The sequence below is a fragment of the Georgenia sp. H159 genome, from assembly GCF_035607575.1.
Classification (GTDB): domain Bacteria; phylum Actinomycetota; class Actinomycetes; order Actinomycetales; family Actinomycetaceae; genus Oceanitalea.
This window is the reverse complement of record NZ_JAYDZY010000004.1, coordinates 33,442-56,717: the sequence shown is the minus strand read 5'-3', so window position 1 is coordinate 56,717 and position 23,276 is coordinate 33,442. Positions and strand designations below refer to the sequence as shown.

Genomic DNA, 23,276 nt, shown 5'->3' with positions numbered 1-23,276 from the left:
CACAACCATGACCGACCGCACCCCTGCCCCGGCTCGTCCCGGCTGCCGTGCGTCCGTCGTGTGTTGTCCGACCTGCTCCTGAGCCGAACGATCCCCTCGGCCCGGAGCGTCGGACGTGTCGCCGGGCTCGACGTGGGCCCGTCCGCCGCCGGCCCGGGCCTCGACGAAAGGTCCCCCATGACGAAGACCCCATCGCGGGTGCTGGCCCTGACCGCCGTCTCCGCGCTCGCGCTGGCCGCCTGCTCCGGTGGTGACGGTGGCGACAGCGGCGGCGGCAGCGGCAGCACGACTGCCGCCGAGACAGAGGTCATCATCGGCTCGACCAACGAGCCCACCGGCTTGCAGCGCAACGTCGGCGGCAGCTCCGGCGTCCGACAGACGATGACCCGCAACGTCTACGAGGGCCTGGCGGCCATCGACGTCGACGGCGAGATCATCCCCGCGCTCGCCGAGAGCTGGGAGGTGAGCGAGGACGGCCTCACCTACACCTTCGACCTGCGCGAGGACGTCACCTTCCACGACGGCACCCCCTTCACCTCCGCCGACGCGGTGTGGTCCCTGAGCGAGATCATCTCCGAGGAGTCGGTCGCCGCCCGCAAGTCGGACCTCAGCGTCATGGAGGAGATCACCGCTCCCGACGACCACACCCTCGAGGTCGTGCTCTCGCGCCCGTCCCGCTCCCTCATCTTCCACCTCGCCGGCGAGACGATCGTCAAGGAGGGGGACACCGAGCACACCGCGGACAACGGCACCGGGCCCTACCGGTTCGTCGAGTGGACGCAGGGCGACCACCTGACGATCGAGCGGTACGACGACTACTGGGGCGAGCCGGCGAGCAACCCGGGCGCCACCTTCCAGTTCTTCACCGACACCACCGCGATGAACAACGCGCTGGCGACCGGCGGTCTCGACCTCGTCATCGCGGAGGACTCCCCCGACCAGCTCGCGCAGTTCGAGGGCAACCCCGGGTTCACCATCAGTGAGGGCACCTCGACGACGAAGTGGCTGTGGGCCTTCAACGACGACGAGGCGCCCTTCGACGACGTCCGGGTCCGCCAGGGCCTGTACCGCGCCGTCGACCGCGACGCCGTCCTCGACGCCGTCTGGGCGGGCCGCGGGCAGGTCATCGGCTCCATGGTCCCCCCGACCGACCCGTGGTTCACCGACCTGTCGGACGTGCACGCCCACGACCCGGAGAGCGCGCGTGAGCTGCTGGCCGAGGCGGGCGCCGAGGACCTGACCATCACGCTGGACTACGTCGCGGGTGACACCGAGGCGACGATCGCCCAGCTGCTCCAGAGCGACCTCGCGGACGTGGGCGTCACCCTCGAGCTCAACCCGATCGACGACGCGACCTGGTACCAGCGCATCTACACCGACCACGACTTCGAGACGACGCTGATGGGGCACGTCAACCCGCGCGACGTCTTCTGGTACGCGAACCCCGAGTTCTACTGGGGCTACGACAGCGCGGAGTTCCAGGAGCTCGTCGCGGCCTCCGAGGCCGCGGGCAGCGACGAGGAGCAGACCGCGCTGCTGCGCGAGGCCAACGAGCTCATGGCCCAGGACGCCGCGTCGGCGTGGCTCTACCTCGAGCCGCAGATCCGGGTGGCCGCGGCGGGTGTCACCGGCTACCCGGTCGACCAGGCCACCGAGAGCTTCTACGTCGCGGACATCACCCGGGAGCCCTGAGCGTGCTCCGTTACCTCGCGCTGCGCGTGGCGGTCCTCGCCGCCTCGCTGCTGCTCGCCAGCCTGGTGATCTTCGTGATCCTGCGGCTGCTGCCGGGCGACAGCGCGGGGACCTCGCTCGGGGTCGGGACGACGGCGGAGCAGCTCCAGACCCTGCGCCGCCAGCTCGGCACCGACCAGCCCGTCCTGGTCCAGTACCAGCAGTGGGTCACCGGCCTCCTGGGCGGCGACGCGGGCACCTCGTTCGTCTCCCGGCAGCCGGTCGGCGAGCTCGTCGCCGACCGGCTGCCGGTCACGGTGCCGCTGAGCCTGGGAGCCTTCCTGGTCGCCGTGCTCGTCTCGGTCCCGGTCGGCGTCCTCGCCGCGGTGCGGCGCAACAGCCGGCTCGGGGTCGCGGTCTCGGCCCTGTCGCAGCTCGGCGTCGCCGTCCCGGTCTTCTGGGTCGGGGTCATGCTCATCGGGGTCTTCGCGCTCAGCGCTGGTTGGCTGCCGCCCGGCGGCTTCCCCCGAGCCGGGTGGGGCGACCCCGCCGCCGCGGTTCAGGCCCTCGTGCTCCCGGTCCTCACCGTCGCGATCGCCATGGCCTCGGTCATGGTGCGCTACGTGCGCTCCGCCACGCTCGACGTGCTGGGTCAGGACTACATCCGCACCGCGCGGTCGCTGGGCTACTCCCGCACCCAGGCCCTCGCCCGGCACGGCCTGCGCAACGGGGCCGTGCCCGTCGTCGCCGTGCTCGGGATCGAGCTGGCCACCTCGCTGCTCGGCGCCGTCGTCGTCGAGGCCGTGTTCGCCCTGCCGGGTCTCGGCTCCCTGCTGCTGAGCTCGGTGCTCGGGCGCGACCTGCCGGTCGTCCAGACCGTCGTCCTGGCGATCACGGCCGTCGTCCTCGTCGTCAACCTGCTCGTCGACGTCGTCCAGCGGTTCATCGACCCCCGGCTGCGCACGAGTGCCGTCCTGGAGCGCGCATGACCACCGAGCTGTCCACCGTCGACCACGAGCCGGCCGCCACCCCACCCGCCGGCCGGACGCGGCCGGGCCGGTCCCTCACCGTCGGTGCCGCACTCGTGGGCCTCGTCGTCGTCGTTGCCGTCGTCTCCCTCGCCTGGACGCCCTACGGTCTCACCGACGGGTCGGGACCACGCCTCAGCGGGCCGTCGGGCGAGCACTGGGCGGGCACGGACCGGCTGGGGCGCGACCTGATGACCCAGCTCATGCTGGGAGCCCGCGCGGCCGTCGTCGTCGCCGTGTCCACGACGGTCGTGGCCGCCGCCATCGGCGTGACGGTCGGGGTCCTCGCGGCGAGCGCGACCCGCTGGCTCGACACGGCGCTGCACACCGTCGTCGACCTGCTCATCGCCTTCCCCACCCTGCTGCTCGCCATGCTCATCGTCACCGTGCGGGGCGCGTCGACCGCGTCGGTCGTCGCGGCGATCGGGATCGGCGGCTCGGCGATCATCGCCCGGGTCACCCGCGTCAACGCCGCCCGGGTGCTCCGCGAGGACTACGTGACCGCCGCCCGCGCCGCGGGCACCGGCACCCTCGGCATCCTCCTGCGGCACGTGCTGCCGAACATCGCCCCCACCCTCCTCGTCCAGCTCATGCTGCTCGCAGGCAGCGCCGTGCTGGCCGAGGCGTCGCTGTCCTACCTGGGTCTCGGGGCGCCGCCGCCCGCCCCGACGTGGGGACGGATGCTCCGTGAGGCGCAGAGCACCATCGCCACCTCCCCGACGAGCGCGATCTTCCCGGGCCTCGGCATCGCCGCCTTCGTGCTCGGCCTCAACCTGCTCGGTGACGGCATCCGTGAGCGCCGCGACCCGGAGCTGGCCCGATGACCCTCCTCGACGTCCGCGACCTCACCGTCCGGACCGCCACCGGCCGGGCGGTCGTCGACGGCGCGACCTGGAGCGTCGACACCGGCGGCCGGCTCGGGATCATCGGGGAGTCCGGCTCCGGCAAGTCCCTCACCGCACTCGCCGTCCTCGGGCTCGTGCCCGAGGGCATGGACGTGAGCGGGCAGGTCCTTCTCGACGGCGTCGACCTCCTCACCCTCCCGCCCCGCGGACTGCGCCGGGTCCGTGGGGCGCGCGTCGCGATGGTCTTCCAGGAGCCGCTCACCGCGCTCGACCCGCTCATGACCATCGGCAGGCAGATCGCCGGACCGCTGCGGCTGCACCGCGGGCTGCGCGGCGACGCGGCGCGGGCCGCGGCAGCCGAGCTGTGCGAGCTGGTGCGGCTGCCGGAGGTCGGCCGGGTGCTCGACTCCTACCCCTGGCAGCTCTCCGGCGGGCAGCGGCAGCGGGCCGGGCTGGCCCTCGCGCTCGCCTGCGAGCCGGACGTGCTCCTCGCCGACGAACCGACGACCGCACTGGACGTCACCGTCCAGGCCGAGATCCTGGAGCTGCTCGACGACGTCGCCCGCCGCACGGGCTGCGCACTCGTGTTCATCAGCCACGACCTCCCGGTCGTGGCGCAGCTCGCGCAGGACCTCGTCGTCATGCACGACGGCGTCGTCGTCGAGCACACGACGCTCGCCAGCGCCCTCGCGGGGGCCGACCACCCGTACACGCGTGAGCTCATCGCGGCGGCCCGCGCCGTCTCCCACCTACCGGAGGACGCATGAGTGCCCCGCTCCTCGAGGCCGTCGACCTCGCCCGGACGTTCGGGTCCGGGGCCGGACGCACGACCGCGCTCGACGGCGTCTGCCTGGCCGTCCCCGCCGGCCGCAGCATCGGCATCGTCGGGGAGTCGGGTGCCGGGAAGACGACGCTGCTGCGGCTGCTGCTCGGCCTGGACCGTCCCGACTCGGGGACCGTGCGGTTTCGTGGCGAGGAGCTGCGGCCCCGCGACCGTGCCCTCATGCGCCGCTTCCGCCGCGAGGTCCAGGTGGTCTTCCAGGACCCCCGGTCGTCCCTCGACCCCCGGATGCGGGTCCGGGACGTCGTCGCCGAGCCGCTGCGCTCCCTGCGGGTCCCGGGGAACCACCGCGCACGCGTCACCGAGCTGCTCGCGGCCGTCGGCCTCGAGCCGGACATGGCCGAGCGCTACCCCGCCCAGTTCTCCGGCGGCCAGCGGCAGCGAATCGCCATCGCCCGCGCCCTGGCACCGCGCCCGTCCGTCCTCATCGCCGACGAGCCGGTCAGTGCCCTGGACGTCACCGTGCGGCAGCAGATCATCGCGCTGCTCGACCGGCTGCGGACCGAGCTGGGGATGTCACTGGTCATGGTGAGCCACGACATGGCGGTCGTCGGTCACCTCTGCGAGGACGTCCTCATCATGCGCGGCGGCCGGCACGTCGAGTCCGGGCCCACCCGGGAGATCTTCCGCAGCCCACAGCAGTCCTACACCCGCCAGCTGCTCGCCGCGGTCCCGCGCCTCCCGTGAGCAGGCCGGCGCACCCCGAGATGCGGGGCGCGTGACGTCGGTCACACACTGAAGGCGTCAGGTCGACCGACCACGTCAGGAGGTTTCATCATGGCCACCGGAGAGACGGGCTTCGACGACGTCACCTTCGACCTCATCTCGGTGCAGTACCACGCACTCAAGGCCGGCCACGACTACGGCCAGTACGTGCGCGACGCCCGCAACGCGGGCAAGGAGGACATCGCCCAGTTCTTCGAGCAGGTGATGAAGGAGGACTCCGACCGCGCGCACAGGTGCCACGAGCTCCTCAAGGAGCTCGGCGGCGGGACGGACCAGACCGCACCGCAGGGCGGTTCTGCCTGACCGGGCGGCCGCGGCGTCCGGCGGTGCCCGAGTGCCGTGGCCCGCCCCGGTGCGGCCGACGCGGTCAGGGGCGCTCCCAGTGCTCCACGGGGCCGGGGACGCGGACGAACAGGGGGTGGACGTCGACTCCCGTGACGGCCCGCACAGTCGCGAGCCGGTCGGGGCTGCGCACGGCGAGCTTGGCCAGCAGGTGGGCCCACTCGTGCGCGACCTGCCCGTCGGTGACAGGCAGCTGCGGGACGCCGCCGGGCCCGATGCGGGCCGGACGGTCGATGCGGGCGGCGTCGAAGCGGTACCCGCGCTCCGTCGCCTCCTCCGCGAGGACGACGAGGTAAGCACCGATCGTGGCGACCGGGTCCGCCGCGGTACGGAAGCGCACGAGCTGGCTGTGGTTGCGGTACCCGCGGGTCCGTCCCGCCAGCACGGCCTGCGCGAGCAGCGACTCCCGCCAGCACGCGACCAGGCCCTGCCGGTCGAGGTAGGCGGGGTGGAGGGACCAGACCCTCACAGCGCCTCCCGCGCCGGGATCCCCAGCCGCACCGCCCACCGCGTCCACGGTGGGGCGACGGCCCAGTTCACGGCCAGGGTGCGGAAGGCCCGGCGGAAGCGGCGCCGTACCTGCGACCAGCCGACGAGGCTGCGCGCGGAGACACCGACGACGAGCGAGCGGTCGAGCAGGACGGCGCGCCGCGGCCCGAGCGCGAAGGCGAGGTCGAGGTCGTCGTGGAGCTCGGCGTCGTCGTCGTGCACGGCGGCGCGGACCTCGAGCCACGTCGTTCTGCGCAGCGCCATCGAGGAGCCCCACAGGGCGTGGTGCCCGAGGGCCGCGTGGCACAGCCCGTAGTAGGCACCGAGGTAGACGGCCGCGACCGCGCCGCCGGTGCGGCCGAGCTCGTAGAACCGCCCGACCCCGGTGACCGCGTGCCAGCCCGGCTCCGCGAGGACCGTGGCGACCCGCTCCACCCACCGCGCCGTCGGGACGGAGTCCGCGTCGAGTCGGGCGATGACCTCACCGCGGGCGGCGTCGTAGCCCGCCGCGGCGGCCATCGGGATGCCCACCCGGGGCTCGGTGACGACGCGGGCGCCGTGACGGCGCGCCACGTCCGCCGTCTCGTCGGTGGAGCCGTTGTCCACGACGACGACCTCGAGCGGCGCGAGGGTCTGCCGGGCCAGGGCCCGCAGGCAGCGGTCGAGGGCCGGTGCGTCGTCCCGCGCCGGGATGACGACGCTCACGCCGCTCACCGTGCCCACCGTGCGACGAGAAAGCCGGCGACGAGCGACCCCGCACCACCGGCGGTGAGGTCACCGATGGTGTCGCCGTAGTAGACGTAGACCGACTCGTCGACGAACGTGAAGCCGACCCACTCGGCGATCTCCCACACCACGCCCAGGGCGACCCCGACAGCGGCCGTCGTCACCGCGACGCCGGCCCTCCCGGCACGCCGGGACGGGTCACCGAGCATCCCCGCACGCAGCATGGTGATCCCGATCGAGGCGGCGATGAGGCCGGTGAGGAGCAGATGGACCGGGACGTCGATCCAGGTGAGCGTCTCGTACAGGCCCACGACGCTCGCCCAGGCGGCGCCGAGCAGGGTGACCCCGAGGAGCACCTGGAGCGCGCCGGGCAGGGCGAGCACGCGGCCGAGCACGACCCCGCCCAGGACGAGGGCGGCGACCGCGGCGGCGACGAGGTCGACGGTCAGCGCGGCCGGCACGCCGAGCACCGCGAGCGCGGCGACGGCGTGGGCGGCGGCGCGTGTGGCGGGCGGCCCAGGGACCGTGAGGAGGACGGCCGCGGGACTGTCGGGACGAAGCGGGCGGTCGATCATCGGGTCCACGCGATCGCGATGAGGAGCTGCGTGACGAGGAAGCCGGTGAGGATGTTGAGCCACAGGAACCGCCGCCAGCCGGCGTTGGCCGTCTCGCACTCGGCGTCGGGCACGGAGCGGTAGGGCGCGATGCTGGCGACGTAGGGCACGACGAGCAGCGCCGCGAGCCCGCCGGGCCACCCGGTCCCCAGGACGACGACGCCGGCGGCGGCGTAGAGACCCATCGCGAGCCGCACCGTCCGCGCGGCGCCGAGCCAGGTCGCGACCGAGGCGATGCCGGCCTGACGGTCGGCGGAGACGTCCTGCACGGCACCGAAGGCCTGGGAGGCCATCCCCCAGAGGAAGAAGGCGGTCAGCGCGGCGAGCGCGGTGCGGTCGAGATCGGCGCCCACGAGCACCAGGCCGTAGACGGCCGGGCTGACGAAGTGGGTGCTCGAGGTCGCGGAGTCGAGGAGGGGACGCTCCTTGAACCGCAGCACCGGCGCGGAGTAGGCGACGACCGCGAAGAGGCTGACCGCCAGCACGACCGCCGCGGCCGCCGTCCCGAGGACGAGGAGGGCGACGACGAACGGGACGGTGCTGAGCACCGCCGCCCAGATCGTCGTGCGGTGCCAGCGGCGGTCGAGGACGACGCCCTCGATGCTGCCCTTGCGCGGGTTGCGGAGGTCGGACTCGTAGTCGAAGACGTCGTTGAGCCCGTACATGAGCAGGTTGTAGGGCACGAGGAAGAACAGCGTGCCGATGACGAGGGCGGCGTCCACCGTGCCGCCGCCCATGAGGTAGGCGGCCGCGAACGGGTAGGCGGTGTTGATCCAGCTCACCGGGCGCGAGGACCCGACGAGCTGACGCAGCGCGCTCGTCGCCGTCGTCGTCATGCCTCCTCCTCCCTCTCGGGGTCGTCCCGACCGGGACGTCCCCGGACCAGCTCCCAGAGTGCGGGCAGGAGCAGCACGGACGCCAGCGGCCACGCCAGGTCCTCCACGGGCGCCAGGAGCAGGCGCACGCCGGTGAGCTGGGACTCGTCGTAGCGGAAGAGGTCCGCCCAGATCATCACGCTGTCGAACACCACGGTGAGCATGAGGAGGACGAGGAGGCTGAGGCCGGTGGCCGCCCACCACCGCCGCCCCAGCCCGCGCCGGCGCCCGACGGCGAGGGCGAGCACGAGGGCGGGGGCGATGAACAGCGCCGCGAGTCCGAGGTAGCTCATCGGCGCACCTCGGCACGCCGCCGCCGGCGGAGCGCGAGACGGACGAGCCCGTGGAGCACGAGGGTGAGGTAGCACAGGAAGGTGACGAAGAGGAGCTCCTCCAGCGGAAGCTCCGGAGCGAGCATGATGCCGGTCATCGCCTCGCTGTCCCCCCGGTGGTAGAAGCCCGCCGCGATCGCCGCGACGTCCCACAGGAGGAAGAAGGCCACACCGACGGCGAGGACGAGCCCACCGCGGCGGGCGTCGGCCCACAGCACGAGCCGGAAGCGGCGGTCGAGCAGCGCCATGCAGGCGGTCACCCCGACCAGGGCGCCGAGGTAGGCGAGGGCGACCATCAGCCCACCCGCCAGCGGGTACGTTCGGCGCGGACCCGGTCGCGCAGGATCTCGGCGCTGATGAGACACATCGGCAGCCCGATCCCCGGGATGGTGCCCGCACCCGCGTAGTACAGACCGGTGACCTTGCGCGACGCGTTTCCCGCGCGGAAGAAGGCGCTCTGCCGCAGCGTGTGCGCCGGCCCGAGCATGCTGCCGCGCCACGCGTTGAGGTCGGTGGCGAAGTCGGCCGGGCCGATGGTGCGCCGCACCCGGATGCGGTCGCGGAGGTCGCGCACGCCCGCCCACTCCGCGACCTGGTCGATGGCGGCGTCGGCGACGGCCTCGACGGCGAGGTCCCCCCTCCCGTCCTCACCGCCGTGGCCGACGGTGACGTCGGCGGGCACGGGGACGAGGATGAACAGGTTCTCCTCCCCGTCCGGCGCGACGGTCGGGTCGGTGCGCGAGGGCGTGCACACGTAGGCCGACGCGGGGCGTGGCACCCGCCCGTCCCGGATGTCGCGGAAGTTCGTGCGCCAGTCGCGCGTGAAGAACAGCGAGTGGTGGGCCAGCTCGGGCACGCGGCCACGCACCCCCAGGAGCACGAGGACGCCCCCCGGCCCGGGGTCGCTGCGCCGCCACCAACGCTCGGAGCGCTGCCGCAGGGCGGGGGGCAGCAGCGCGGTCTCGACGTGGTGCAGGTCCGTCGCACCGACGACGACGTCCGCCGCGAGGTGCCCCTCGACGCCGTCGGGCCCCCGGAAGCGCACGCCGGTGGCGCGGGCACGCCGCCGGCCCGGCCCGGGCGTCGTGGTGATGGCCGTGACCTCGTGGCTCGGGCGAAGAGTCACGCCCGCGTCCTCGGCGAGCCGGGTGAGCGCCTCCACCAGCCGGGTGAAACCGCCCTGCGGGTACTGGACGCCGCCGGTGAGGTCGAGGGCGCTCATGAGGTGGTACATGCTCGGAGTGCGCTCGGGCGAGGACCCGAGGAACACCGCCGGGTAGCCGAGGATCTGCCGCAGCCGGTGGTCGGTGAAGGACCGGGCGACGTGGGACTCCAGGGAGCGCAGCAGCAGGGGCACGAGCCGGTGGGTGCGTCCGACGACGTCCCCCGTGGCGAGGTCGCGCACCGACGTGAAGCTGGTGAACAGGAAGCGTCGCAGGGCGACGTCGTAGGTGTCCCGCGCGGAGGCGAGGTAGGTCCGCAGCCGCTCCCCCGCACCCGGCTCGATGCGGTCGAAGGTCGCGACGTTGGCCTCCTCGTCGGCGACGATCTCCACCGGCTGCTCGTCGCCCTCGAAGAAGACCCGGTAGGCGGGGTCGAGCCGGGTGAGGTCCAGCGCCTCGTCGGCGGACGTGCCCAGCTGCCGGAAGAAGCGGTCGAACACCTCCGGCATGAGGTACCACGAAGGTCCGGTGTCGAACCGGAAGCCGTCGGCGCTCCAGCTGCCGGCGCGGCCCCCGAAGGACGCGTTGCGCTCGACGAGGTCGACGCGGAAGCCGTCGCGGGCCAGGAGGGCGGCGCTGGCGAGGCCGGCGACGCCTCCTCCGACGACGACGGCGGCAGGACGCGAACGGGTCTGGCCCCCGCCGGAGCTGCGGCGTGGGGCTCGTGGGGTCACCGGCGTCCTCCCGAGAGCACCGAACGCAGCACCAGCCGGGCCTTGACGGCGTCGGGGACCCGGACCCGGCGGGTGCGGATCTCGGCGGCCGGGGTCGCGCGCAGCCGCCGGGACAGCTCCGTGAACAGCGCGTGGGCCGCCCGGACGGCTCGGCGGCTGCTCGGGGGCAGCTGGACCAGAGCCCGCTCGGCGGCCGCGAGGTCCTCGTCGATGGCGTCGAGGAGGACGTCGCGGTGGGCGTCGCCGAAGGTGGCGGGGTCGAGCCCGGGGAAGTACGTGCGGCCCAGGGCGTCGTGGTCCTCGGCGAGGTCCCGCAGGAAGTTGACCTTCTGGAACGCGGCCCCGAGCCGTCCGGCCCCGGGCGCGAGACGCGCGTAGGCGTCGTCGTCGCCGCCGACGAAGATGCGCAGGCACATGAGCCCGACGACCTCGGCGGACCCGTGCACGTACCGGGCGAGGCTGGCGTCGTCGTGGCGCGAGACCGACAGGTCGGCACGCATGGAGGCGAAGAACGGCGCGATGAGGTCCCGCCCGATGCCGTACCGGCGGGCGGTCCGCGCGAAGGCATGGACGACGAGGTTGGCACTGCGGCCGCCCTCGACGGCGCGGTAGGTCTCCTCCTCGAGCCCGTCGAGCACGACGGCGCGGGCCGGGGCGGACCACGTGGCGTCGGGCTCGTCGACGATCTCGTCCGCCACCCGGACGAGGGCGTAGACGTTGCGGACGTGCTCGCGCTCGGGCTCGGCGAGCAGCCGGCACGCCCAGCCGAAGGACGTGGAGTAGGTGCGGATGACCACGGCGGCGCTCGCGCTCGCGACGGCGTCGTACGGGCGGGTGGGGGCGGGACGGCGCGCGAGCATGCTCATCGTGCCTCCCGCGTCCGCAACACCGTGCGGACCCAGCCCTCGAGCAGCGGCGCGACCGGAAGGTGCGCGACGGCGCCGCGCGCCTCGCCGGCCAGCTCGGCGACGAGGCTCTCGACGAAGCGCCGCGCGCCGCACCGCTCGAGGAGGCGACGCACGTGGGCGGCGTCGGTCTCGTCGACCTCTCCGGAGGCGAGGTAGGGGCTGATCCGCGGCCAGTACTCGGTGGTGCGGGCGTGCGCGACGAGGGGCGTGTGCTTGCCCTCGCGGAGGTCGGAGAGCGTGCTCTTGCCGATGACGTCCTGCTCTCCGAACATGCCGTCGAGGTCGTCCTGCAGCTGGTACGCGACCCCGAGGAGACGGGCGAACCGGGTGAGTGGCTCCTCGTGGCGCTCGTCCGCGCCGGCGAGCACCGCCGCCAGCCGCAGGGGCAGCTCGAAGGAGTAGACGGCCGTCTTCTGCTGCTCCATCGTGATCGCCTCGGCGACGTCGGAGCCCGCGCCCATGCTCAGCCGGACGTCGGTGAGCTCGCCCGCGGCGGTGAGGTGGAGGGCCCGGTCGAGGTCGTCGAGCATCCGGGCGACGGTGGCCGGGGCCGCCCCGCAGAGCGCGATCATGCGGACCGCGCCGGCGAGGGCGAGGTCCCCGGCGAGGATGGCGGCCGCGGCACCGTAGTGCCCCGCTCGGTCCTCGGGTTGGCCTGCGGCACGCGCCTGTTCGCCGAAGGTGCCGGCGACGTTGGGCCGGCCGCGGCGCACCGTGTCCCCGTCGATGACGTCGTCGTGCACGACGAGCGCGGTGTGCAGCAGCTCGACGGCGGCACCCACCCGGGCCGCGACGTCACGCTCACGACCACCGAAGGCCTCGTACACGCTGTGGAACAGGGCCGGGCGCAGGCGCTTGCCGCCGTCCGCGGAGTCGGCGAGCGCCTCCCACAGCCGGCGGTGGTCCGGTGTGCCGATGTGCCGTGCGCCGTCGGCGAAGAAGTCGGTGAGCGCGTCCTCGGTGCTGCCGGCCGCGTCCGGGCGCACCTCGCGGACCGGGGCGCTCACCCGGGTGGCCCGTCGCCGAGGAAGCCACCCGCCACGAGCTGCTCGACCTGTTCCACCATCCAGGGGCTGAGCGCCCAGGGTGCGGTCTGGACGGCCTGGACGGCGCTGCGCGCGTCGACCCACCGGTACTCGACGACCTCGTCGGGGTTGGGTGCCGGCTCCTGGGTGGTCGTGGCGAGGTACACGGGGCAGATCTCGTTCTCGACGACGCCCGAGGCGTCCACCGCGCGGTAGCGGAAGTCGGGCAGGACGCAGCGCACGTCGCTCACCTCGAGGCCGAGCTCGTGCCGGGCGTGGCGCGCGATCGCCGCGGTGACGTCCTCCTCGGGGCGCGGGTGCCCGCAGAAGGAGTTGGTCCACACGCCGGGCCAGGTCCGCTTCTCCAGGGCGCGCCGCGACATGAGCAGCCTGCCCTCACCGTCGGTCAGGTAGCAGGAGAAGGCGAGGTGCAGGGGTGTGTCGGTGGTGTGGACGGTGGCGCGCGGAGCGGTCCCGATCGGGCTGCCGTCCTCGGCGAGGAGCGTGACGAGGTCATCGGTGGTCATGCCGTAGTGTCCTGTCCTCTCACCCGGGTTGCCACTCCGACGCGCAGTCGGGTGACGATCGTGACGACGACGACGAGCGCGGCGACGACGCCCGCCGCGACGGCGGTGGTGGGCGACTCGGGCTCGCCGCTGGTGCGCGCGACGACGATCCAGGCCAGGCCCCACACGATGGTGGCGGCGACCGCGACCCGTCCGCGACCCACGACGGCGAGCGCGACGCCGACGACGCCGACGGCGGCGAGCACGCCCACCGCCCACCACTGCGGCTGCCCGGCACCGGTGAAGCCGGCGCCCAGCAGGGCCGCGGCGGCGTTCGCGCACGTCGCGACGCACACCCAGCCGAGGTACAGCCCCAGCGTGCCGTCCGCGACCACGGCCTCCAGGACGCTGCGCGGCGGGACGGCGAGCAAGCGTCGGAAGGTCTCGGCGAGCACGACGAGCAGCGCGACGATGACGGCGACACTCGCCCACACCAGGCCGGCCTGCACGACGAGGATCCAGGCGGCGTTCAGCACGAGCGAGGCGACGACGAGCCAGGCGATGCGGCGCGGGTCGGTGCGGTCCCACCACTGCCACAGCGTGTAGGCCCCGAGCCCCGTGTAGATGACCGACCACACCGAGAACGCCGGCGATGCGGGGGCGAGGTGGGTGGAGTCCGCCGCGAGCAGCCCGTCGGCGGCCTCGGCGATCGGGGTCCCGCCGAAGAGGCCGACACCGATGAGCGAACCGGCGACGCACCCGACGTACGCGAGCGTCACCACCACCCGGCGCACCAGGGCCGGCTGTCCGCTCATGCGCCGCTCCCCACCGCTGCGGGCTGCCGGGCTCCCGTGACGTCGTCGTCGCTCCCGTCCTCGGGCACCCGGGCCTGCCACGGCCACCATACGGGCCGTCCGATGTCGTAGACGAGGCCGGAGACGAGCAGGCTGCGGACGATGAACGTGTCGATGAGGACACCGACGGCGACGATGAAGGCGAGCTGGACGAGGAAGAGGAGCGGGATGACGACGAGCGCACCGAAGGTGGCGGCCAGCACGAGCCCCGCCGAGGTGATGACCCCACCCGTCATGGCCAGCCCTCGCCGGACACCCGTGCGGGTGCCGTGCTCGAGCGCCTCCTCCCGCACGCGCGTCATGAGGAAGATCGAGTAGTCGATGCTCAGTGCCACGAGGAAGACGAACCCGAACAGCGGGACGGAGGCGTCCGCCCCGGGGAAGCCGAAGACGTGGTTGAAGAAGATCGCCGAGAGTCCGAGCGTGGCGGCGAAGGACAGCACGTTGACCGCGAGGATCACGAGCGGCGCGACGATCGAGCGCAGCAGGATGACGAGCATGACGAAGATGACCGCGAGGACGAGCGGGATGATGGTGCGCAGGTCCTGCTCCGCCGTCTCCTGGGTGTCCAGGCGCTGCGCGGCTGCGCCGCCGACGACGGCGTCGGGGTCGACGTCGCGGACGGCCGTGCGCACGTCGGCGGCCGTGATCGTCGCCTCCTGACTCTCGGAGGTCGCGCTCGTGACGGCGTTGACCTGCACCCGGCCGTCGACGACGACGGGCGCGCCGGCGTCGTCGGCCACGACCTGGGCGCCCTCGACGCCGTCGACCGCGGTGACGGCCGCGACCGCCTCCTCGGCAGTGTCCTCGGCGGTGATGACGACGACGGGCTCGACCTGCCCCGCGTCGAAGTGCTCGACGAGGACGTCCTGGCCGGCCACGGCCTCGGTCTCGTTGAGGAACACGTCGGCCTCACCGGTGCCCTCGGCCTGCAGGGTGGGCAGGAAGGCCGCGAGGGCGAGGAGCGCGACGGCGGTGGTGCCCCAGACGAACCGGGGACGTCGGGCCACCGCGCGGGCGATCCTGCCCCACAGGCGGCTGGTGTCGTCCGACGTCGGGGCGCTCTCCGGCCGGTACTCGGGCATCCGCGGCCAGAAGATCCACCGGGCACGACGGCCGCCGATGAGCAGCAGCGCCGGCAGCAGGGTGAGCGCGGCGAGCACCGAGGCGGCGATGCCGATCGCACCGACGGGGCCGAGGCTCGCGTTCGACCCGAGGTCGGACAGCAACAGGCACAGCAGGCCCGCGATGACGGTTCCGGCGCTCGCGACGATCGGTGGCACGGACGCCTTCCAGGCGGCCGTCATCGCCTCGCGGGGCAGGGCGTTGCGGGTGAGCTCCTCGCGGTAGCGCGCGACGATGAGCAGGGAGTAGTCGGTCGCGGCACCGATGACGAGGATGGACAAGATGCCCTGGCTCTGCCCGTTGAGGAGGAGCACCCCGTTGCCGGCGAGCGGCTTGACCACGAGCGCCGCGGCACACAGCGCGAACACCGAGGTGAGCAGGACCGTGAAGGGCAGGCTGGGCGAGCGGTAGACGACGAAGAGGATGACGAGGACGACGACGAGCGCGACCAGCAGCAGCACACCGTCGATGCCGCCGAAGGCGGAGACGAGGTCGGCGATGAAGCCTGCCGGTCCGGTCACCCAGGCGTCGAGATCGGCGTCGAGCAGGGTGTCCGCGGCGAGCGCGCGCACCTCGGAGACGACGACGTTGACGACCCGCTCGCCGGTGTCGCCGAGGTTCTCCTCGGCGAGCGCGCTGTCGATCGAGACGGGGAAGAGGAAGGCCTCGCCGTCCTCGGCGGGGATGACCGGGACGGGTCCGTCGAGGACGTCGGCCACGGTGCGACCGTCGGGCAGCTCGAGCTCGGGGATCGCGGCGGCGAACCGCTCGGCGGCGGCGAACTGCTCGGGGGTGACCTCACCCCCGTCGGCGGCGGTGGCGACGACCAGTGCGGGCAGCGGCTGGTCCGCGGTGAACTCCCGGGCGAGCTCGTCGGCACGGGTCGACTCGGCGCTCTCCGGGAGGAAGGCGGCCTGGTCGTTCTCCTGCACCTCGGACAACGTGCCCTGCGCCATCCCGCCGAAGGCGGCGACCGCGAGCCAGGCGGCGAGGACGGCGACGAGGAGCAGTGCGCGGGTGACGGAACCGCGACCTGAGGCATTCTTGTGGGCCGGGCGGGTCCGCTTCCGGCCATGATTCCTAAGCACGCTTAGTAATATGGACGACCGGCAGCCACCGCGCAACGCGAACGACCAGGGACGAGGAGCAGTGACCGACCGACGAACGGAGCCGGCATCCGCCGGCACCCCCACCGGCCGCACGCACGAGAGCGCGGCGGCCTACCCCCCGCCGGAGACGTGGCCCACCGGCCGGCTGCTGTCCGCTGCCGCTCGCCGGGTCGAGCGGGCCTGGGACACCTACCTGCAGCAGTGGGGCCTGTCGCACGCGTCGGTGCCGGTCCTCGTCGTCCTCACCGCAGGCCCGCTGTCCCAGCGGGAGATCGCCGCCCAGATGCACGTGACCGAGCAGAGCATCGGTCGGGTGCTGCAGGGGCTGCAGCGAAACGGGCACATCACCCGCGAGCGGCACCCGGAGGACCGCCGCAGGCACGTCGTCACGCTCACACCCGCAGGGTTCGACGCGCTCCGGGCCCTGGACCGCGCGCAGACCGTCGAGTCGCTCATCGGCTCCTCGCTGAGCGCGGACGAGACCGCGACGTTGCGTGACCTGCTCATCCGGATGCTCACCGACCTGCCCCTCCCCGACGAGCGGGACGGGGTGTGACCGTCCAGCCCCTACGATCAGCGTGATGGAGACCACGTCCGATCGATCCGCGCCGATCTTCCGCGTCGGGCCCGACAACGAACCGCACTACCGCGACCGCCCGCTGTCCGAGCTGCTGGAGCTGGGCTTCGAGCGCGTGTGGGGACTGCTCGTCGACGGCGTCCCCTCCCCGGTCCTGCCGCACGCCGAGCCGTTCCCGCTGCCCGTGCGCACCGGTGACACCCGGGTGGACGTCCAGAGCGCGATCGCCCAGCTGGCCCCCGTCTGGGGCTACCGCCCGATCGTCGACATCTCGCCGGAGCGCGCCCGCGAGGACCTCGCCCGCGCGTCGGTCCTCACGCTGTCCTTCGTCGCGCAGTCCGCACGCGGTCCGGACGTGCCGGCGATCCCGCAGCGGGAGGTGGAGCAGGGCAGGTCGGTGGCCGAGCGCTTCCTCATCCGGTGGAGCGGCGCGGCCAGCGCCGACCACGTGCGCGCCCTCGACGCGCTGTGGACGGTCCTCGCCGAGCACGGCCCCCAGCTGCCCTCGACCCGCATCGCAAGGATCGCTGCCGGCAACGGCGCCGACGTCGGTGCCTGCCTCGCCGGCGCGATCTCCGGCGTCAGCGGCGCCCTGGCCGCCGGTTCCGTCGCGCGCGCACGCCGCTTCGCCGTCCGGGTCCACGACGGCGAGGACGCCGTCGAGGTCGCCCGCGAGGCGCTGGGCGAGCAGGTCACCGTCGCCGGGGTCGAGAGCTCGGACGTCAGCCGGCGCGCCGAGCTGCTGCGCGAGGTGAGCCGGCGGCTCGACGTCCGACTGTTCGCGGCAGCCAGCGCGCTGGACCGGGCGACCGTCCAGGAGCTCGACGTCCCGGCGGGCGCCACCGCCTCGCTGTGGTGCGCCGCCCTGCTCGACCACCTCGGTTTCGAGCCGCGACTGTTCAACGCCCTGGTCATCTGCGGCCGGACGGCGGGCTGGTCCGCGCACGTCCTCGAGGCACAGGCCGAGCTGCTGCAGTCCTGAGGTGGACGCTCCGCCGGTCCGGTGGCGGCAGGTGGCAGGATCAGCGACATGTCGACCGTGCAGATCCCCACCGAGCTCCTGCCCGCGGACGGCCGCTTCGGCTGCGGTCCCAGCAAGGTCCGCCCCGCGCACGCGGCGGCGCTCATGGCCGTCGCCGAGACGCTGCTCGGTACCTCCCACCGGCAGGCACCGGTCCGCTCGCTCGTGGGACGCGTCCGCGAAGGGGTCGCCGACCTCCTCGGCGCACCGGAGGGCTACGAGGTGGTGCTCGGCAACGGCGGTTCCACCGCCTTCTGGGACGCCGCCAGCCTCGGCCTCGTCCGCGAGCGCGCCGCCCACGCCGCCTTCGGGGAGTTCGGCAACAAGTTCGCCGCCGTCACCCGCCGTGCGCCCTTCCTCGCCGACCCCCACGTCGAGACCGCCGAGCCGGGCTCCCTCGCGACCCTCGGCCCCGTCGACGGCGTCGACGTGTACGCGTGGCCGCAGAACGAGACGTCGACCGGGGTCCTGTCCCCCGTGAGGCGGGTCGCCGACGACGGCGCCCTCGTCTGCGTCGACGCGACGTCCGCGGCGGGCGGCGTCCCGGTCGACCTCCAGCAGACCGACGTCTACTACTTCGCGCCGCAGAAGAGCTTCGGCTCCGACGGCGGGCTGTGGGTCGCCGTCATGTCCCCGGCCGCCCTCGCCCGGGTCGAGGAGGTCGCCGCGACCGGCCGGTGGGTGCCGGAGTTCCTCTCCCTGCCGGCGGCGGTGGAGAACTCCCGCAAGGACCAGACGCTCAACACCCCGGCGATCGCCACGCTCGTCCTCATGGCCGAGCAGATCGACTGGATGCGCGACCACGGCGGACTGTCCTGGGCCGCCGCCCGCAGCGCCCGCTCCGCCGAGATCCTCTACGGCTGGGCCGCCGAGCGGGACTGGGCCACGCCGTTCGTCGAGGTGCCGGAGCACCGCTCCCCCGTCGTCGGGACGATCGACCTCGCGGAGGAGATCGACGCCGCCCGGGTCGCGGCCGTGCTCCGCGAAAACGGGGTGGTCGACGTCGAGCCCTACCGCAAGCTCGGCCGCAACCAGCTCCGGGTGGGCATGTTCCCCGCCGTGGAGCCCGAGGACGTCCGCGCGCTGACGGCGTGCGTCGACCACGTGGTCGGCGCGGGGTGAGCGCGTCCGCCGTCTCCCTCGTCCCGCTGTCGACGCAGCTGCGGGAGCGCACCCGAGCGGCGCACGAGCGTGCCGAGACCGTCCCCTTCATCACCGACCTCATGCACGGCCGGCTCGACCGCGCGGCCTACGCGGACCTGGCGGCCCAGCAGCACGGCATCTACCTCGCCCTCGAGACGTCCGGCGCCACGTTCCGCGGCGTCCCCCGTGCCGAGGGGCTGCTCCACGACGAGCTCGTCCGCACCCCGTCGATCGAGGCCGACCTCGGCTACCTCTACGGGCCACGCTGGGCCGAGCGCATCGACGTGCTGCCCGCCGCGCGGGAGTATGCCGACCGGATCGGCGACACCCGCGGCGACCTGCCCAGGTACGCGGCGCACGCCTACACCCGCTACCTCGGCGACCTCTCGGGCGGGCAGGCCGTCAAGCGGCTCGTCCAGCGCCACTACGGCCTCGGCGAGGCGGGCACGACCTTCTACACCTTCACCGGCATCGCCCGGCCCCCGGTGTTCAAGAACCACTACCGGGCACGGCTCGACCAGCTCGGCCTCAGCCCCCCCGAGGTGGCGACCGCCGTGGCGGAGGCGATGCTGTCCTTCGAGCTCGCGACCGCGCTGTTCGTCGCCCTGGGCGAGCGTCACGCCGCGTAGCCAAGCCCTCAGCCGCGCTCTCGGCTCCCGGCGACCAGCGCCCCGCCGAGCAGCACGACGACCACCAGCATGACGAGGGTGGGGAGGGAGTCCGCCGTGGTCGCGCGGGGCTGGGCCGCGGCAGGCTCCTGGGTGACGGGCTCCGCGGCCTCGGCAGCCGGCGGCGTGGCCTCGGTGCGCAGGGCGGCGGGCCACTCCGGCAGGTCACCGGGCCCCGCCTCGGGCGCGCTCACCCCGACGGCGGCAGGCTGCGGGGCCGCGGCGGGAGGCTCGGGGGCGGGCTCGGCGGTGGGCTCGAGCGGTGACGGTCCCGGGGCGGGTGGTACGAGGGACAGGGGCACACCCAGCTCCTGGTCGGGGTTCGTCGCCCCGCCGGCCGGGTAGGTGTAGACCCCTGGGACGCCGTCCTCGGGCCACCCTCTCTCGGGGGCGGCGACGACGAGGGTGGCGGTGAACGACCCGTCGGTGGCGAGCTCCACCCACTGCCCGGTGCCCCGGAGCTCGGTGGGGACCTGCTCGAGGACGTCAGCGGCGAGCGCCCGGACCTGGGTGACCGCCGTGCGGGAGCCGGCCGGCGCGCCCTCGGACGGGCGCCAGTGGTCGGCGAACGCACCGAGTGCGACGACGGTCCCCTGCGGGAGGTCGTGAGGGACGGTGCCCTCCGTGCCTCCGGCGTTCGCCGCCGGGCCGAAGCCCGTCCCACGCACGACCACGGCGTCCCCGGCGCGGACCTCGCCCAGTGGAGTCTCACCGTCGTCCGCGAGGAGCTGGACGGTGGGCGCCGGGACGGTGAGCGTGGCGGCGTCGCTGAGGACCCCGGGCTCGACACCGACGACGGCGCGCACCTGGGTGCCGTCCTGCGCCACGGAGACCGCCGGCAGGGTCAGGTCCGGGCCGGCCGATCCGGTGAGGTCCTGCCACTCGGCCAGCGCGTCCGGCCGGCTCTGCCACCGGACGTCCGACCCGGCGGGCGCGGTGACGGCGAAGTGCGCGTCCTCCCCGGCGTGGGCCACGACGTCCTCCGGCTGCCGGGTGGCGGGAGTGAGGTAGATGGTGAGGTCGAGCGAGCCGAGTGGCGCCCCGGGCTCACGACCGACGGTCGGTGCGCCGTCGGCGGTGAGCGTGACGGGTGCACCGCTGAGGGACGCGGCGCCGTCGGACACCGTGAGCGGGTGCCCGGTGAGGTCGATCGCGCCCAGCGCGACGCCCGGGGAGGTCAGCGGTTCGCCGCCGTCGGCGGGTGCGGTGACGTCGGCGAGCAGCGTGCCCTCGTCGCCGTCGACGAGCACCTGCACCTGGGTGAGACGGGCGTGCCCGGCCGGTGCGTCGTCGTCGTCGACGGCGGGGTCGCCGCCCGGCTCCACCGACGGAGCCGGTACGTCGGCAGTGTCGGACGGCGGGGCAGGGTCCGCGGACCCGGCCGGGAGCAGGATCTCACCGGCGAAGGTGACCTCGGCGGTCGTGGCGGTGACGGTGCCGCCTGTCGCCACGAGCGCGGGACCCGTCGCGGAGTCGAGGGCGGCCGTCCCACCGGCGACCGTCCACGTCGGTGCGGCGGGGGGCTCCCCCGCCCCGGGGACCAGGCCACCCGCGAGCGCCACGACGGCGAGAGCGCGTCGCACGCGTGCGCGCGTCACCGCTGTCGCCATGTCCGCCCCCGAAACCCGGCCCTCACCCGGGGACCGCTCGGCACCCACGCTAGGAGTCCACGGCGACAGTTGTCACCATGGCCTTGCCCACACCCGACACATGACCCGTTCACCGTCCCGACACGCGTGTGTCACCGGTCACTGCTTGGATGTCGCCATGCCCAGACGACCTGCCCGCATCCGGACCTGCGCGCTCGGTGCCGCTGCCGCGCTCGCCCTGACCGCCGTCGCCGCCACCCCCGGGGCTGCCGCGACCGACGACTTCCGCGTCCAGCCCTACCTGCAGAGCCCCTCGACGACCTCGATGCTCGTCAACTGGTTCTCCTGGGAGGAGGAGCCCGGGGCGCTCGAGATCCCCGGACGTGAGGCGCTCAGCTCCGTCCCCGAGCTCCAGGAGCACCTCGACTGGACCGAGAACAACCGTCAGCAGGCGGTGGAGAACCCGGAGTGGGGAGACTGGTTCCGCGAGGGACGCAACTACCGCCACCAGGTCCTCGTGGAGGGACTGGAACCGGGCACCGAGTATGAGTACACGGTGCGGCAGGGCGACTCGGAGGTCACGAGCACGCTGACCACCGCCCCGAGCCGGGAGGACTGGGAGCACATCAGGTTCACGGCCATGTCGGACTCCGAGACCGAGCCGGCGGGCCGTGTCACGCACCGCGAGTGGGTCCCGGGCGCCGTCGCCGACGGGAGCGAGCGGCCGTCCTCGACCGACTCGCTGTGGGCACAGACCTTCGGCACCCAGGAACGACAGGGCGAGCTCATCCTCCAGTACGCGCTGACCGAGGACGAGGGCTTCGCCCACAACATGGAGATCGTCGCGCAGCGCGACCCGGACCTCATGCTCTTCGCCGGCGACCTCGTCCAGGGTGGCGGCTTCCAGCCCGCGTGGGACGAGTGGTTCCGCCACCTCTCCGGGGAGGTGGGGCAGACGGCGCAGAGTCGCCCGGTCGTGACGGCGCTGGGGAACTGGGAGCCCTACGGCGCGTCCGACGGTGCGTACACGCTCCCCGCAGTCATCGACGGGCGTGCGTCCTACCGCAGCTACTTCACCCCGCCGAGCAACGGCACGCCGGAGCACCAGAGCAACTACCACCGCGTCGACTACGGTCCGCTCACCATCGTCACGCTCGACTCGACCAAGGGCGTGCCCGACGACCACCGGGACAACTACCCCGAGGACGAGCGGCTCACCGGCCGGGAGTACACCGGACCGGGTGCCGACACCCAGTCGAGCTACACGTCCACGGCGTACGAGGCCGCCGGCGGCACCGACCTGTCGCCCTACAACGAGGGCGGCGTCCAGTGGGCGTGGGCGGAGGAGCAGCTGGCGGACGCCCGGGAGCAGGGGCAGATCGTCGTGGTGCAGTTCCACCACGCGCCGTACTCCTCCGGTGAGCACGGGCTGCCGATGAACCACGAGGAGTCCTCGGGTCAGGGCGGCACGCCGATGCGCGCGTACAGCGGCATGCTCGAGGAGTACGGGGTGGCCGCCGTCATCTCCGGGCACTCGGAGATGTTCGAGCGCTCCTACGTCGACGCCGACGGGGACGGGCTGGGTCTCAACTACTACGACGTCGGCGTGGCCGGCGACGGACTGCGCGGGGAGCGGCACGAGAACGGCAACCTGCTCTCCGAGCCGCTGCTCGAGTACAACCCCTACCGGGTGTGGTCGGCGGACCAGTCCGAGCCGGAGGTCTGGGACGGCGAGCGGCTCGTCGACGGGGGCAAGCACTACGGGCACCTCGAGGTCAACGTCGAGCGCAGCGACGTCCCGGGCATGGCCGCGACCATGACCCTCACCCCCGTCTACTCCTTCCCGCTGCTCGCGGAGGACCTCACCGTCCTCGGCACGGAACGGCGCACCTACGACGACGAGGTGGTGCTGGCGATCGGTGAGGACGGCACCGTCCTCGACGAGGCGCCCACCCCCACGCCGACGCCGACCGACGAGCCCACGCCCACACAGCCGCCGAGCCCCGCCCCCACCGAGGACGACGGAGCGGGCGACGACGACGGTGGCGGTCCCGGCGGTGACGGCCCCGGCGGTGACGGCGCCGGGGGTGCCGACGACGGCGGTACCGACCCGACGACGCGCCCGGCACCGTCCGCCGGCGGGAACCTGCCGAGCACGGGAGCCCCCGTCGGACTGGCGGCGCTGGCGGCCCTCGCACTGCTGGGCGCCGGCCTGCTCCTCCGGGGGCGCCGCGGCACCGCCTGACCCGCCGGGCACGAGCGGCGGGGCCCTCCGGGTCCCGCCGCTCCCCTGACGGACGACGCTGGGACGGGCCACGCGATGGGCATACCCTGACCCGGACCTCATCCTCACCCACGGGAGCAG

The 23,276-nt window shown here is 73.9% G+C and carries 24 protein-coding genes; 11 read left to right on the top strand and 13 right to left on the bottom strand.

Annotated elements, in window-relative coordinates:
• Window positions 1–177: 177 nt before the first annotated feature.
• From VR894_RS06675 to VR894_RS06650, 6 genes are all read left to right on the top strand, one after another.
• Window positions 178–1,692, top strand: a complete 1,515-nt coding sequence (locus tag VR894_RS06675) for an ABC transporter substrate-binding protein (RefSeq protein ID WP_324650584.1) — start codon at window positions 178–180, stop codon at window positions 1,690–1,692.
• A 2-nt stretch (window positions 1,693–1,694) separates the two neighbouring features.
• Window positions 1,695–2,660 (top strand): ABC transporter permease, encoded by a 966-nt coding sequence (locus VR894_RS06670; RefSeq protein ID WP_324650583.1) that lies wholly within the window; start codon window positions 1,695–1,697, stop codon window positions 2,658–2,660.
• Entirely contained in the window at window positions 2,657–3,523 is an 867-nt protein-coding gene (locus tag VR894_RS06665; protein WP_324650582.1) for an ABC transporter permease, read from the top strand. The genes VR894_RS06670 and VR894_RS06665 overlap by 4 nt, the downstream gene beginning before the upstream one ends.
• Entirely contained in the window at window positions 3,520–4,311 is a 792-nt protein-coding gene (locus VR894_RS06660; protein ID WP_324650581.1) for an ABC transporter ATP-binding protein, read from the top strand. Before VR894_RS06665 ends, VR894_RS06660 begins: the two co-directional genes overlap by 4 nt.
• Window positions 4,308–5,072 carry an ABC transporter ATP-binding protein gene (locus VR894_RS06655; RefSeq protein ID WP_324650580.1) on the top strand — a complete coding sequence of 255 codons (765 nt, stop codon included), beginning with the start codon at window positions 4,308–4,310 and terminating at the stop codon, window positions 5,070–5,072. The genes VR894_RS06660 and VR894_RS06655 overlap by 4 nt, the downstream gene beginning before the upstream one ends.
• 90 nt (window positions 5,073–5,162) lie before the next feature.
• Entirely contained in the window at window positions 5,163–5,414 is a 252-nt protein-coding gene (locus VR894_RS06650; RefSeq protein WP_324650579.1) for an acyl carrier protein, read from the top strand.
• A gap of 64 nt (window positions 5,415–5,478) precedes the next feature.
• On the opposite strand, the gene VR894_RS06645 is transcribed toward VR894_RS06650, so the two are convergent.
• Genes VR894_RS06645 through VR894_RS06590 form a run of 12 tightly spaced genes read right to left on the bottom strand, consistent with a single transcriptional unit; the run spans window position 5,479 to window position 15,892 of the window.
• Entirely contained in the window at window positions 5,479–5,922 is a 444-nt protein-coding gene (locus VR894_RS06645) for a pyrimidine dimer DNA glycosylase/endonuclease V (RefSeq protein WP_324650578.1), read from the bottom strand.
• Complete coding sequence (locus tag VR894_RS06640; RefSeq protein WP_324650577.1) at window positions 5,919–6,647, bottom strand: glycosyltransferase family A protein; 729 nt, start codon at window positions 6,645–6,647, stop codon at window positions 5,919–5,921. Before VR894_RS06640 ends, VR894_RS06645 begins: the two co-directional genes overlap by 4 nt.
• Window positions 6,648–6,652: 5 nt before the next feature.
• Entirely contained in the window at window positions 6,653–7,243 is a 591-nt protein-coding gene (locus tag VR894_RS06635) for a hypothetical protein (protein WP_324650576.1), read from the bottom strand.
• A complete protein-coding gene (locus VR894_RS06630) occupies window positions 7,240–8,118 on the bottom strand; it encodes a prenyltransferase (protein WP_324650575.1) in 879 nt (292 codons plus the stop codon). The genes VR894_RS06635 and VR894_RS06630 overlap by 4 nt, the downstream gene beginning before the upstream one ends.
• Window positions 8,115–8,450, bottom strand: a complete 336-nt coding sequence (locus tag VR894_RS06625; RefSeq protein ID WP_324650574.1) for a lycopene cyclase domain-containing protein — start codon at window positions 8,448–8,450, stop codon at window positions 8,115–8,117. Before VR894_RS06625 ends, VR894_RS06630 begins: the two co-directional genes overlap by 4 nt.
• Window positions 8,447–8,785: a lycopene cyclase domain-containing protein gene (locus VR894_RS06620; protein WP_324650573.1), complete on the bottom strand. Its 339-nt coding sequence runs from the start codon at window positions 8,783–8,785 to the stop codon at window positions 8,447–8,449. Before VR894_RS06620 ends, VR894_RS06625 begins: the two co-directional genes overlap by 4 nt.
• Window positions 8,785–10,386 carry a phytoene desaturase family protein gene (gene crtI, locus VR894_RS06615; protein ID WP_324650572.1) on the bottom strand — a complete coding sequence of 534 codons (1,602 nt, stop codon included), beginning with the start codon at window positions 10,384–10,386 and terminating at the stop codon, window positions 8,785–8,787. Before crtI ends, VR894_RS06620 begins: the two co-directional genes overlap by 1 nt.
• Window positions 10,383–11,252, bottom strand: a complete 870-nt coding sequence (locus tag VR894_RS06610) for a phytoene/squalene synthase family protein (RefSeq protein ID WP_324650571.1) — start codon at window positions 11,250–11,252, stop codon at window positions 10,383–10,385. Before VR894_RS06610 ends, crtI begins: the two co-directional genes overlap by 4 nt.
• Window positions 11,249–12,301, bottom strand: coding sequence for a polyprenyl synthetase family protein (locus tag VR894_RS06605; protein ID WP_324650570.1), 1,053 nt, complete (start codon window positions 12,299–12,301; stop codon window positions 11,249–11,251). Before VR894_RS06605 ends, VR894_RS06610 begins: the two co-directional genes overlap by 4 nt.
• Entirely contained in the window at window positions 12,298–12,846 is a 549-nt protein-coding gene (gene idi, locus VR894_RS06600; RefSeq protein WP_324650569.1) for an isopentenyl-diphosphate Delta-isomerase, read from the bottom strand. Before idi ends, VR894_RS06605 begins: the two co-directional genes overlap by 4 nt.
• The gene (locus VR894_RS06595) at window positions 12,843–13,640 is read right to left on the bottom strand and encodes a tryptophan-rich sensory protein (RefSeq protein ID WP_324650568.1); all 798 of its coding nucleotides are present in this window, start codon (window positions 13,638–13,640) and stop codon (window positions 12,843–12,845) included. Before VR894_RS06595 ends, idi begins: the two co-directional genes overlap by 4 nt.
• Window positions 13,637–15,892, bottom strand: coding sequence for an MMPL family transporter (locus VR894_RS06590; RefSeq protein WP_324650567.1), 2,256 nt, complete (start codon window positions 15,890–15,892; stop codon window positions 13,637–13,639). Before VR894_RS06590 ends, VR894_RS06595 begins: the two co-directional genes overlap by 4 nt.
• Window positions 15,893–15,953: 61 nt before the next feature.
• Here VR894_RS06590 and VR894_RS06585 point away from each other — a divergent pair, with 61 nt between their 5' ends.
• Genes VR894_RS06585 through VR894_RS06570 form a run of 4 tightly spaced genes read left to right on the top strand, consistent with a single transcriptional unit; the run spans window position 15,954 to window position 19,283 of the window.
• A complete protein-coding gene (locus VR894_RS06585; RefSeq protein WP_324650565.1) occupies window positions 15,954–16,469 on the top strand; it encodes a MarR family winged helix-turn-helix transcriptional regulator in 516 nt (171 codons plus the stop codon).
• Window positions 16,470–16,494: 25 nt separating this feature from the next.
• Window positions 16,495–17,472, top strand: coding sequence for a citrate/2-methylcitrate synthase (locus VR894_RS06580; RefSeq protein WP_324650564.1), 978 nt, complete (start codon window positions 16,495–16,497; stop codon window positions 17,470–17,472).
• Window positions 17,473–17,520: 48 nt separating this feature from the next.
• On the top strand, window positions 17,521–18,633 hold the full coding sequence (gene serC / locus VR894_RS06575; protein WP_324650563.1) for a phosphoserine transaminase: 1,113 nt from the start codon (window positions 17,521–17,523) through the stop codon (window positions 18,631–18,633).
• Window positions 18,630–19,283 carry a biliverdin-producing heme oxygenase gene (locus VR894_RS06570; protein WP_324650562.1) on the top strand — a complete coding sequence of 218 codons (654 nt, stop codon included), beginning with the start codon at window positions 18,630–18,632 and terminating at the stop codon, window positions 19,281–19,283. Before serC ends, VR894_RS06570 begins: the two co-directional genes overlap by 4 nt.
• 8 nt (window positions 19,284–19,291) lie before the next feature.
• Here the strand turns inward: VR894_RS06570 and VR894_RS06565 are convergent, their stop codons facing one another.
• Complete coding sequence (locus VR894_RS06565; protein ID WP_324650561.1) at window positions 19,292–20,920, bottom strand: HtaA domain-containing protein; 1,629 nt, start codon at window positions 20,918–20,920, stop codon at window positions 19,292–19,294.
• Between the two features lie 169 nt (window positions 20,921–21,089).
• Between VR894_RS06565 and VR894_RS06560 the strand changes: the two genes are divergently transcribed.
• Window positions 21,090–23,156 carry a metallophosphoesterase family protein gene (locus VR894_RS06560; protein WP_324650560.1) on the top strand — a complete coding sequence of 689 codons (2,067 nt, stop codon included), beginning with the start codon at window positions 21,090–21,092 and terminating at the stop codon, window positions 23,154–23,156.
• Window positions 23,157–23,276: the final 120 nt, after the last annotated feature.

Excerpts from the sequence above, each read along its gene's own strand:
- VR894_RS06580 (WP_324650564.1), top strand. The coding sequence starts at position 16,495 with ATGGAGACCACGTCCGATCGATCCGCGCCGATCTTCCGCGTCGGGCCC.
- VR894_RS06620 (WP_324650573.1), bottom strand. The coding sequence starts at position 8,785 with ATGGTCGCCCTCGCCTACCTCGGCGCCCTGGTCGGGGTGACCGCCTGC.
- VR894_RS06650 (WP_324650579.1), top strand. The coding sequence starts at position 5,163 with ATGGCCACCGGAGAGACGGGCTTCGACGACGTCACCTTCGACCTCATC.
- VR894_RS06630 (WP_324650575.1), bottom strand. The coding sequence starts at position 8,118 with ATGACGACGACGGCGACGAGCGCGCTGCGTCAGCTCGTCGGGTCCTCG.
- VR894_RS06675 (WP_324650584.1), top strand. The coding sequence starts at position 178 with ATGACGAAGACCCCATCGCGGGTGCTGGCCCTGACCGCCGTCTCCGCG.
- VR894_RS06560 (WP_324650560.1), top strand. The coding sequence starts at position 21,090 with ATGCCCAGACGACCTGCCCGCATCCGGACCTGCGCGCTCGGTGCCGCT.
- VR894_RS06595 (WP_324650568.1), bottom strand. The coding sequence starts at position 13,640 with ATGAGCGGACAGCCGGCCCTGGTGCGCCGGGTGGTGGTGACGCTCGCG.
- VR894_RS06660 (WP_324650581.1), top strand. The coding sequence starts at position 3,520 with ATGACCCTCCTCGACGTCCGCGACCTCACCGTCCGGACCGCCACCGGC.
- idi (WP_324650569.1), bottom strand. The coding sequence starts at position 12,846 with ATGACCACCGATGACCTCGTCACGCTCCTCGCCGAGGACGGCAGCCCG.
- VR894_RS06655 (WP_324650580.1), top strand. The coding sequence starts at position 4,308 with ATGAGTGCCCCGCTCCTCGAGGCCGTCGACCTCGCCCGGACGTTCGGG.
- VR894_RS06635 (WP_324650576.1), bottom strand. The coding sequence starts at position 7,243 with ATGATCGACCGCCCGCTTCGTCCCGACAGTCCCGCGGCCGTCCTCCTC.
- serC (WP_324650563.1), top strand. The coding sequence starts at position 17,521 with ATGTCGACCGTGCAGATCCCCACCGAGCTCCTGCCCGCGGACGGCCGC.
- VR894_RS06610 (WP_324650571.1), bottom strand. The coding sequence starts at position 11,252 with ATGAGCATGCTCGCGCGCCGTCCCGCCCCCACCCGCCCGTACGACGCC.
- VR894_RS06665 (WP_324650582.1), top strand. The coding sequence starts at position 2,657 with ATGACCACCGAGCTGTCCACCGTCGACCACGAGCCGGCCGCCACCCCA.
- VR894_RS06625 (WP_324650574.1), bottom strand. The coding sequence starts at position 8,450 with ATGAGCTACCTCGGACTCGCGGCGCTGTTCATCGCCCCCGCCCTCGTG.